The sequence below is a fragment of the Cohnella lubricantis genome, from assembly GCF_014212015.1.
Classification (GTDB): Bacteria; Bacillota; Bacilli; order Paenibacillales; family Paenibacillaceae; genus Cohnella; species Cohnella lubricantis.
Genome location: NZ_JACJVN010000051.1, coordinates 74,078 through 83,181, shown reverse-complemented (window position 1 = coordinate 83,181; position 9,104 = coordinate 74,078). Strand labels below are relative to the sequence as shown.

Below are 9,104 nucleotides of genomic sequence, written 5' to 3'. Positions count from 1 at the left end.
GCGCGGGATAGCGGCGGGATAGGCGGAAGAGGTCGAGCAGATCGACTACATGCGCGGGATAGCGGGGGGATAGACGGAAGAGGTCGAGCAGATCGACTACATGCGCGGGATAGCGGGGGGATAGGCGGAAGAGGTCGAGCAGATCGACTACATGCGCGGGATAGCGGCGGGAATAGGCGGAAGAGGTCGAGCAGATCGACTACATGCGCGGGATAGCGGCGGGATAGGCGGCGCATTAGGCGCATCTGGCGAACGCGAACACGCGAACAGAGAGAAGCCCCTCTGCCGGTTAACGGCAGAAGGGCTCGTCTCAACGCGTTCATCGCATGAAATAGCCTGACAACACCTTCAAGTCCCGGCTGGCCGGATAAGCGGCCAACCGGTCCAGGATCGCCTCGGACGCCGCAACGTAGAGGTCGGCCAGCTCAAGCGAGCGTTCGATCGCTCCGCTATCGCAGATCAACCGGATCGCCTCCCGATACTCCGCATCCGACGAATCCGCCCGAAGCGATCGCAGCACCGGCGCCAGCGCGGGGTCCTCCAATGCATATAGCACCGGCAGCGTCAGCGCGCCGTTACGCAGATCCGAGCCGGCCGGCTTGCCGATCGCGGATTCGGGCTGTGTATAGTCCAGCACGTCGTCGCGGATCTGGAACGCCATGCCGATCGCCTCGCCGTAGTCGAACAGCAGCCGGCATACCTCATCTTCCGCGCCCGCGGCTCTCGCTCCCGCTCTAAGGCAATGGGCCATGAGCAGCGCTGTTTTGCTGCGGGTCTTGCTCAAATACTCATCCATCGATCGATCGAAGTTGAAGCGGTCGCGAAGCTGCACATATTCGCCAAGACATAGCTCCGGAACGATGGAGGCGAGCTCCATTGAGTGCTGGACGGTCTCGTCGAACTCGCTGTCCCCGCCCTCATCCGGCGGCTTGCCGTCACCGATACCCGCCGTCCATTCGATCGCTCTAGCCATCATATAGTTGGCGACGTGGACGGCCGTATGAACATCCGTCACCGAATGAAGCGTTGGAACGCCGCGCCTCAGTTCCGAGCGGTCGATTACGTCGTCGTGGATCAGAGATGCCGTGTGCAAGTATTCCAGCATGACGGCAGTCCGCATCACGATCGGCTTCCCGACCGGTTGGCCGAAGCGGCTGCCAACGATCACCAGAATCGGCCGCAGCCGTTTGCCCCCCGCATCCAAGAGCTTCAGCACATGATCGCGGATCGGAGAAGGGGAGGGCAAATCCGAATCGCTGTTCACCACTTCCCGAAGCGCGGATTGGATGGCTTCCAGATCGATATTCAGCGCTCCGCTTAACGGCTTGCCCATCTCCAGTCTCTCCTCTCGTCACGCGCATTGTCTGTCGAGGTAACGCTGCAGCTCGTCGCGCAACTCCGCCATGACGGCGCGTTGCTGACGTCCTTGCAGCAGATCCGATTGCATCCTCTTCTGGAACGGAGCCAGATGCGCCATGAGCCTCCATTCCCTTCGAGCGGCCATCATTCGGTAGTAGAGGCCGAGCAGGTAATCGCCGTCCAATATGCCACGGGTTAGAGCCCCGTTGTCATTAAGAACGAGCTCCAGGTGCTTGCTCATGGCAAGGCCGATCAGCACATAGCAGCCCAGAATCGTGAGGCTGCGGTATTCGTCGAGCTCGTAGGACTGCAGCAATCCGGCGACCTCGCGGAGAAGATCGTCCTCCGCGACGGTCTCCAGAACGCCGGATGCGCCGGCGTCGAGATACTGCCGGAGCATGTCGATCGTCTCATCCAGAAGCTTCATTGCCTATCCTCCGCTCTTAATCTGTATAGAGATACCAACGACGCACGATGGGGATCTTCTTCCATACCCTTTTCAACCACGGATATACATAATAATCGAAGCCGAGCGTGCTTCCCGATCCTCCGATCAAGGCGATGCCGGCTGCCATATACCAGAGCATATCCTGGGACGCCATTCCAGACACCCATACCATGACGCCCATCGCTACCGATACGACGGCAGCAGGGGCGGTGAACAGGCCGACGATGAGTAGAATGCCGACGAGCATCTCGGCAGCGACCATGCCGCCTTGGAACACATAGGCCAGCCAAGTGTAATCGCCGTGCGGGCCGTAGAACATGAGATTCATCGACCAGTCGACGATCGATTTGATGAAGTGCGGCACCGGCAGCGCGGATGCGGTCTGCTCGACTGTCTGGGAGGCCGACGATACGGCGTCAGCCGCCGCCTGCGCGCCTTCCGCCGCGACCGATGCGCCAGAAGTGCCGTCGACAGTCTTCGCTGGGATCAGGAAGATCCGGCCGGGATCATCGAACATTTTCCCCAGCTTCTCGGAGCCTTCGATAAGCCACATCACGCCGGCGAAGATTCGCAGCGGAACGAGCCAGAAGTTCGGAGAGCGCTTGGCGAAGTGCCCCCCGAGGAAGCTGCGATTATGACGAACATGGATAAATTCATGCAGAGCGTAATGGTACACCTTATTGAAGCCGCACACCTGGAATAGGTACCACATATTGATGAGGTGCTTGACCGCCATAGCCGGCCAGCCGCTCAGCTTCATCATCATGCCGGGAAGTCCGACATTGGCGACGCCGTAACGGCTGCCGATGCAGACCATCGTGCCGTGGAACGTGGGCAAGTAGGACTTCTTCGGTAAGCCCCGAATGTCCGCTGCAATATTGTGGGCGATGACGGGGGCTGCTTCTTCCGCGTTCTCGACCATCTGCGGCACGGGATTCTGGGAGCCCTCCGGAATGTAGAAAATGTTGTCGCCGACGACATACACATTCTCGTACGCCGGAACCTGCAGCTTGTCGTTCGTCAGAATCCGTCTGCGGCCTTTCTGCTCGACATCGAGGCTGCCCGCCAATTCGGACCCTTCGACGCCCGCCGTCCAGACGACGGTCCGGGACTTGATCTCCTGATCGCCGACGACCACGCCATCCGCCTTAACCTCCGTAATCTTGGAGCCGGTGATGATCTCAACGCCTAACTTGCCCAGACGGCGCTCCGCCTTGCGGATCAGCTTCTCCGGCAGGATCGGCAGAATGGTGTTCACCATGTCGACGACGTACAGAGACACTTCTTCCCGCTCGACACGGAATTCCTTGCACAGCTCTTGCACGTATTCCGCGAGCTCGCCGACCATCTCGACGCCGGTGAAGCCGCCGCCGACGACGACGAAGGTGAGCATCTGCTTGCGCTTATGCGGATTCTGGACTTTGACGGCTTCTCGGAAGCAGTTCTGTGTATGCTCTCTCAGGCGAATCGCGTCCTCATAGGACCAGAGCGTGAATGCGTTCTGGTCTGCGCCGGGGATGCCGAAGAAGGTCGGCTTGCTCCCCGTGCCGATCACCAGATAATCATAATGATACGTGCCCTGTTCGCCGTGCAGCTGCCGGCTGTCGAAGTCGATGTCGGCGATCTCGTCCAGCACGACATCCACGTTCTTGAATCCGGAGAAGATCCTCTTCAGGTCGATCTTGATGGAATCCTCTTCCACCCGCGCTGCGGCGACCTCATGCAATTCGGTTAACAAAGTGTGGTACGGCTTCCGGTCGATGAGGGTAATTCGGGTGTCCGGCTGCTTCTTCAATTGCTTGGCGAGCTTCTTGGCGGTTAATACGCCTCCGTATCCGCCTCCAAGCACAACGATTTGCGGCATAGCAGCAACTCCCCCTTTGGGCAATAGTCAGATTACATAGTTGGTAAAATAAATGGATTGGCCGGGCCCCTCAATCAACGGGCGCTGGCCAGCGCTTGTTCGGCCAGGCTGACGAAGCCGCTCACGTGGATCGTGCAGCCGGAGATCGCGTCCGTCGTGCCATCGTCCTTCACGGCGACCGCAGCCGGGTCCTGCTTCTCGATCAAGTAAGCCTGCGCCTTAGCCGCTTCTTCGTGCCAAGCAGCCTGCCCGCCGCCTTTCTTGATGTCGTACTCGCCGCTCTTGGAGCGGGTGACCTTGTCTGCGCCGCCGTCCTTGCTGGTGGAGTTCCAACTGACGGCCGCGATCCTGCCGGCCATGACCGTGAGCGTCACATTGTCTTTCCAGCCGGAGTCGGCCTCGAATTCAGCAGCTTCCGCATAGTAGACGCCGTCCTTGTATGGACCGGCTTGTACAGGGCCGGCTGCCAGCGCCTTCTCGACGAGCCCTTGGAATCCGCCGACGTGGATCGAGACGCCGGAGATCGCGTCGGTCGTGCCGTCATCCTTCACGGAGATCGCCTTCGGATCTTGGCTGTCCAACAGGAACTGCTCGGCTTTAGCCGCTTGCTCGTGCCATTCGGCTGAAGCGCCGCCTGCCTTCATGCCGTAGAAGCCTTTCTCGGAATAAGTCTTCTTGTCGAGACCGCCGTCCTTGTTCAAGGCGTTCCAATCGACGGCGGCGATCTTGCCGCCGTCCACTTTCAGAGAGACGACTTCTTTCCAGCCGGAATCGGCATCGAAGTCCGCAGCTTCCGCGTAGTATACGCCGTCCTGATAGCCCTGCTGCTCGGCCGGTGCCGCAGGCTCGGCAGATGCGGAAGCAGAAGAGGAAGCAGAAGCTTGCGCGCTTTGGGCAGGCACAGATGAAGCGGCGTTATCCTTGTTGTTGCCGCCGCAGGCCGTAAGCCCTCCCATTATCACCACTAGAGATACAGCGAACCCCATCCAACGTTGCATCTTATATTCCTCCCAATCTGATTGTCTGAGGGTTTGGGCCTCCTCCAAATTGTTTGTGAAAAGATTCTCAAACCCCTTTGCCTTCCACTTTACCTGATATTTTCTAAGATCGACGTGACCTAAATCACGATTGCAAAATTGTTAGGGAGATTCTTTATCGATTCGGCCAAAGGCGCTGTTCCGTGATTTAGGTCATATTCGGGCATGAACCGCCATTGGTACACTGCCACTAAAGTTCACGGAGACCGGCGGATGGTTCGGCCTCCGGATGACGACTAGGGGGTCAGCGTATGAAAACGATGATAATAGCCGTCCATCCATCGCTTGCGGATGGCTCAAGAATGAACCGAAAGCTCGTGGAGGCGGCCAAGCAGGCAGGCGGCCTGACCGTTCGCGATTTGTACGCCGAATATCCGGATGGGAGGATCGACGTTGCGAGGGAGCAGGAGCTGTTGCTGGCGCATGACAGAGTGGTGTTCCAATTCCCGTTCTGGTGGTACAGCGCACCATCGCTCCTGAAGAAGTGGATCGATGAGGTAATGACGTTCGGCTGGGCGCACGGACCCGGCGGGGATAAGCTCGTTGGCAAGGAATGGGGACTGGCGATCAGCACCGGAAGCTCGGCGGAGGCTTATGGCAGAGAGGGTTATAACCGATTCACAGTAGACGAATTTACCCGTCCGTATCAGATCGGGTTCCAATTGGTAGGCATGAAGCAACTGCCCTCCTTCATCATACACGGCGCCCAGCAGATGTCGGACGGCGAGCTGGAACGTATGGCCGGCGAATATGTCCGGCACGTGAGCAGAACGACCATTCTAACGTGAAGGGGCGGGAGAGATATGGACAAGGAGATCCGCCTTCATTCGATTGAGGAAGCGCTGGCTGATCTGGCTGCAGGCCGCATCGTGATCGTGACGGACGACGAGGACAGGGAGAACGAAGGGGACCTGGTTGCGCTTGCGGACCGGGTAACGCCGGAGACCGTCAACTTCATGATCCGTTATGGGCGGGGCTTGCTATGCGCGCCGATCACGGGGAGCCGGGCAGCGGAATTGGGGCTGAGGCCGATGACTGAGCGGAATACGGATGCGCATGGCACGGCCTTCACGGTGTCCGTCGATCACCAGGCGACGACGACGGGAATCTCCGCTATCGATCGCTCCCGGACCATCCGCGAGCTCTGCAGCGCGCAGGCGCAGCCGGCGGATTTCCGGCGGCCGGGGCACGTATTCCCGCTGATCGCGAGGCCAGGAGGGGTGCTCGAGCGGCCCGGGCACACCGAAGCTTCGGTGGATCTGGCCAAGCTGTGCGGGGCATATCCGGCGGCGCTGATCTGCGAGGTTGTCGGCGAGGATGGAGAGATGGCACGGCTCCCCGAGCTATTCGCTCTGGCGCGCAGACACGGTTTGAAGCTGATTGCGATAAGGGATTTGATCCGATACCGGCAGATGAACGAGCCGCTGGTCAAACGGGAGGCCGAGATCGACTTGCCGACCAGCTTCGGGAGCTTCCGGACGATTGCCTACAGCAACGAGGCGGACGGCAAGGAGCATCTGGCTATCGTCAAAGGGCAGCCCGACGGCAGCCGTCCGGTGCTGGTACGGGTACACTCCGAATGCCTGACCGGCGACGTGTTCCAATCCCGGCGGTGCGACTGCGGAGAGCAACTGGCGCTCGCGATGGAGAGGATCGAATCGGCGGGCGAAGGGGTACTGCTTTATATGCGGCAAGAAGGGCGCGGCATTGGTTTGTTGAACAAGCTGAAGGCGTACGAGCTGCAGGAGCGAGGGCTGGATACGGTGGAAGCGAATCTGGCGCTCGGCTTCCCTCCGGATGCGCGGAACTATGCCGTCGCCGCCCAAATGCTGAAGGACCTAGGGCTGAGAGAGATCAAGCTGTTGACGAATAATCCCCATAAGTGCCGGTCGCTTGAACAATACGGAGTGCGCATCGCTGAACGGCTGCCGCTGACGACGGAGCCGAATGCAAGCAATTGGGCCTACCTGGAGACGAAGGAACGGAGGATGGGGCATATTCTGACCGCAGAGGCGCCTGCGGCTCGCGTGTGAGTATCGCACAAGCCCAAGAGACCCGCCAGTTCGCCGGCAGGTCTCTTGTTATCTGCTATGCATGCTGCTTGTTATGAACGCTGAGCCGGCCAAGAGCCTTGCAGCTTGCGAAGCAGAACGATCTGCCCGGCGTGATGCGCGTCGTGAAGCGCCAGACTGTTCAGCCACTGGTCTAGCCGGCGCCCTGGAGCCGCATTCTCCCAATCGTCGTCCTTCAAGCCTGCGATCCGTTCGCGAATGGCGAGGTGAACGTCGTGGCTGTGCTGGACGGTCTCTGCCCAAGCTTCCTCGCCTGTCGACTCCACCTTGAACGTATCCTCGTTCGTCACCCCTTCGGGATAAGCGGTCTCTTCGCCCATCATCCTCTTCAACATGCGTTCCTTGTAGAAAATCAAATGGTTTAATGTCTCCCAGATCGTATTCACGGGTCCTCCCTCCGGCCGCCAATGCGCTTGCTCGGCAGTTAACCCCTTCAACGCATCCGCGACTGGCAGGAACCAATCCTCCTTGTCGTAACAGATCTCCCAGTTCAGCCGAAGCAGGTTCGATGTGTCCATTCAAGTGTCCTCCTTAATGATCTGTAACCACTTAATAATAATTTAGATTGTTACACTAGTGGAATTTACCATAATTCGGATGCCTAATCAAGTAACTAGCTTAACACCATTTAAATTGTTACAATGGTGAGAAAAAAGGGACGGATTCGACGATGCTATGGGATGACTTCCTCAACAGCGACTATCACGATTGGCGCGGCGGCGGCCGTTCCGAGGACCGGCTGGACAGGCCGGGCTGGCTGCTTAAGCTGCTCTCGCAATATCAGATTGCGGCGGATCGGCCGCCTAATCTGGATGAGCTTGCGGAGCTCAAGCGTCTTCGTTCTCTTATGCTCGCCATCGTTCACGAGCTTGTCCAAGGCCGCGAGCCTTCAAGCGATGCGGTGGCTTCTCTTAATGCGACGCTGTCGCAAGGCGCCGTTATTCGGAAGCTCGCAGCGGAAGACGGACGCTTCACGCTTCGCCAGACGCCTGCTGCTAGCGGCTGGCAGCAGATCATGGCGGAGATCGCGGCCACCTTCGCAGAGATGCTGGTCCATAATGAGCCTTCCCGGGTCCGGATCTGCGACAATCCCGATTGCCTGTGGGTCTATTATGACGAGACGCGTAATCGCTCCAAGCGCTACTGTGACGACAAGATGTGCGGCAACGTGATGAAGGTTCGCCGATTCCGCGCGCGCCGGAAAGCCGAGGCTTCGGCTCCCCCTGGGGAGAAGTAGCTTCATGCTGACGGGATCTATTTAAACTATTGACGGCAGGAAGGTATTACCTTAAAATGCAAACTAACGATCGTTAGTTAGTTGAAAATAGGCTTGTACCGGGAGGATGAGAGCATGACTTCTACAGGAATCGTGTTGAACAGGCTGGATCATTTGGTATTAACGGTACGGGATTTGGAGAGAACGGTAAGGTTTTACGAGGACGTCCTCGGAATGGAAGCCGTCCGGTTCGCGGGCGGACGCTTCGCGTTGAAATTTGGCACACAGAAGATCAACTTGCATGAGAAGGGCAAAGAATTCGAGCCGAAGGCAGAGAGTCCCGTGCCCGGATCGGCGGATCTGTGCTTGCTGGCGCATACGCCGCTGCCTGACGTGATTCGGCATCTTGAAGCTTGCGAAGTCGCGATTGAAGAGGGACCGGTACGGCGAACCGGAGCGATGGGGCCGATCGACTCGGTCTATATCCGCGATCCGGACCAGAACCTGATCGAGATATCCAACGCAGCGGAAGCGGATGGATTATGAACGGAGAATGGCTTCCGCTCGAGGCGTTGATCTGGCTTTTTCCCGTCGCTTTTGTCATTCATGATCTAGAAGAGATTATTACGGTGGAGAAATGGGTCGCTTCACATGCGAATACAGTGCGGAGCAAGCTGCCCGAACGATTGGCGGACAGAGTGCTGAAGCAGTTCGAGATGACGACGGCTCAGTTCGCCGTGGCGGTGCTCGTCGTGTTCCTCTTCGTTGGAAGCTCCGCTTATTTAGCCTACCAGTCTACTTCCGGCGGCCCGCTCGGCACAATCAGGCCTTTCTTGGTGTGCAATCTATTGTTTTTTATCCACTTGTTTACCCACGTCGCGCAATCGTTCTACTTCCGTTCCGTGACGCCGGGGGCCGTCACGTCCGTCCTTGTTGTGCTTCCCTACAGCTTGCTTCTGTTCCGGTCGTTGTTCGACAACCGCTTCGTCGATTGGCAGATGCTGTTCGAATGCTTGCCCTTCATCGTGCTGGCGCTTCCGGTCGTCTTATTCGCCCAATGGACGGGGAAGAAGCTCGCCTAGTCCAATTACACAAGGAGATATCTTAA

Annotated in this window: 10 protein-coding genes; 5 read left to right on the top strand and 5 right to left on the bottom strand. The window is 58.4% G+C overall.

Features of this window, described 5'->3' with window-relative positions:
* Window positions 1–319: 319 nt before the first annotated feature.
* The 4 genes from H4Q31_RS12915 to H4Q31_RS12900 form a co-directional block, all read right to left on the bottom strand.
* Window positions 320–1,333, bottom strand: a complete 1,014-nt coding sequence (locus H4Q31_RS12915; RefSeq protein WP_185179472.1) for a polyprenyl synthetase family protein — start codon at window positions 1,331–1,333, stop codon at window positions 320–322.
* Window positions 1,334–1,351: 18 nt separating this feature from the next.
* Entirely contained in the window at window positions 1,352–1,786 is a 435-nt protein-coding gene (locus tag H4Q31_RS12910; RefSeq protein WP_185179471.1) for a hypothetical protein, read from the bottom strand.
* Window positions 1,787–1,802: 16 nt separating this feature from the next.
* Window positions 1,803–3,671, bottom strand: a complete 1,869-nt coding sequence (locus tag H4Q31_RS12905) for an FAD-dependent oxidoreductase (RefSeq protein ID WP_185179470.1) — start codon at window positions 3,669–3,671, stop codon at window positions 1,803–1,805.
* Window positions 3,672–3,745: 74 nt separating this feature from the next.
* Window positions 3,746–4,669: an FMN-binding protein gene (locus H4Q31_RS12900; protein WP_185179469.1), complete on the bottom strand. Its 924-nt coding sequence runs from the start codon at window positions 4,667–4,669 to the stop codon at window positions 3,746–3,748.
* A 290-nt stretch (window positions 4,670–4,959) separates the two neighbouring features.
* Here H4Q31_RS12900 and H4Q31_RS12895 point away from each other — a divergent pair, with 290 nt between their 5' ends.
* On the top strand, window positions 4,960–5,496 hold the full coding sequence (locus tag H4Q31_RS12895) for an NAD(P)H-dependent oxidoreductase (protein WP_185179468.1): 537 nt from the start codon (window positions 4,960–4,962) through the stop codon (window positions 5,494–5,496).
* A gap of 15 nt (window positions 5,497–5,511) precedes the next feature.
* A complete protein-coding gene (locus tag H4Q31_RS12890; protein ID WP_185179467.1) occupies window positions 5,512–6,741 on the top strand; it encodes a bifunctional 3,4-dihydroxy-2-butanone-4-phosphate synthase/GTP cyclohydrolase II in 1,230 nt (409 codons plus the stop codon).
* A 71-nt stretch (window positions 6,742–6,812) separates the two neighbouring features.
* On the opposite strand, the gene H4Q31_RS12885 is transcribed toward H4Q31_RS12890, so the two are convergent.
* Window positions 6,813–7,298 (bottom strand): DinB family protein, encoded by a 486-nt coding sequence (locus H4Q31_RS12885; RefSeq protein ID WP_185179466.1) that lies wholly within the window; start codon window positions 7,296–7,298, stop codon window positions 6,813–6,815.
* Window positions 7,299–7,450: 152 nt separating this feature from the next.
* Here H4Q31_RS12885 and H4Q31_RS12880 point away from each other — a divergent pair, with 152 nt between their 5' ends.
* From H4Q31_RS12880 to H4Q31_RS12870, 3 genes are all read left to right on the top strand, one after another.
* Window positions 7,451–8,017: a CGNR zinc finger domain-containing protein gene (locus tag H4Q31_RS12880; RefSeq protein ID WP_185179465.1), complete on the top strand. Its 567-nt coding sequence runs from the start codon at window positions 7,451–7,453 to the stop codon at window positions 8,015–8,017.
* 114 nt (window positions 8,018–8,131) lie between these two features.
* The gene (locus H4Q31_RS12875) at window positions 8,132–8,542 is read left to right on the top strand and encodes a VOC family protein (protein WP_221626832.1); all 411 of its coding nucleotides are present in this window, start codon (window positions 8,132–8,134) and stop codon (window positions 8,540–8,542) included.
* Window positions 8,539–9,078 (top strand): HXXEE domain-containing protein, encoded by a 540-nt coding sequence (locus tag H4Q31_RS12870; protein ID WP_185179464.1) that lies wholly within the window; start codon window positions 8,539–8,541, stop codon window positions 9,076–9,078. The genes H4Q31_RS12875 and H4Q31_RS12870 overlap by 4 nt, the downstream gene beginning before the upstream one ends.
* Window positions 9,079–9,104 lie beyond the last annotated feature (26 nt).

What these genes read in the sequence shown, in the direction of transcription:
- H4Q31_RS12915 (WP_185179472.1), bottom strand. Translation starts at nt 1,333, where the DNA reads ATGGGCAAGCCGTTAAGCGGAGCGCTGAATATCGATCTGGAAGCCATC.
- H4Q31_RS12870 (WP_185179464.1), top strand. Translation starts at nt 8,539, where the DNA reads ATGAACGGAGAATGGCTTCCGCTCGAGGCGTTGATCTGGCTTTTTCCC.
- H4Q31_RS12880 (WP_185179465.1), top strand. Translation starts at nt 7,451, where the DNA reads ATGCTATGGGATGACTTCCTCAACAGCGACTATCACGATTGGCGCGGC.
- H4Q31_RS12900 (WP_185179469.1), bottom strand. Translation starts at nt 4,669, where the DNA reads ATGCAACGTTGGATGGGGTTCGCTGTATCTCTAGTGGTGATAATGGGA.
- H4Q31_RS12895 (WP_185179468.1), top strand. Translation starts at nt 4,960, where the DNA reads ATGAAAACGATGATAATAGCCGTCCATCCATCGCTTGCGGATGGCTCA.
- H4Q31_RS12910 (WP_185179471.1), bottom strand. Translation starts at nt 1,786, where the DNA reads ATGAAGCTTCTGGATGAGACGATCGACATGCTCCGGCAGTATCTCGAC.
- H4Q31_RS12905 (WP_185179470.1), bottom strand. Translation starts at nt 3,671, where the DNA reads ATGCCGCAAATCGTTGTGCTTGGAGGCGGATACGGAGGCGTATTAACC.
- H4Q31_RS12890 (WP_185179467.1), top strand. Translation starts at nt 5,512, where the DNA reads ATGGACAAGGAGATCCGCCTTCATTCGATTGAGGAAGCGCTGGCTGAT.
- H4Q31_RS12875 (WP_221626832.1), top strand. Translation starts at nt 8,132, where the DNA reads ATGACTTCTACAGGAATCGTGTTGAACAGGCTGGATCATTTGGTATTA.
- H4Q31_RS12885 (WP_185179466.1), bottom strand. Translation starts at nt 7,298, where the DNA reads ATGGACACATCGAACCTGCTTCGGCTGAACTGGGAGATCTGTTACGAC.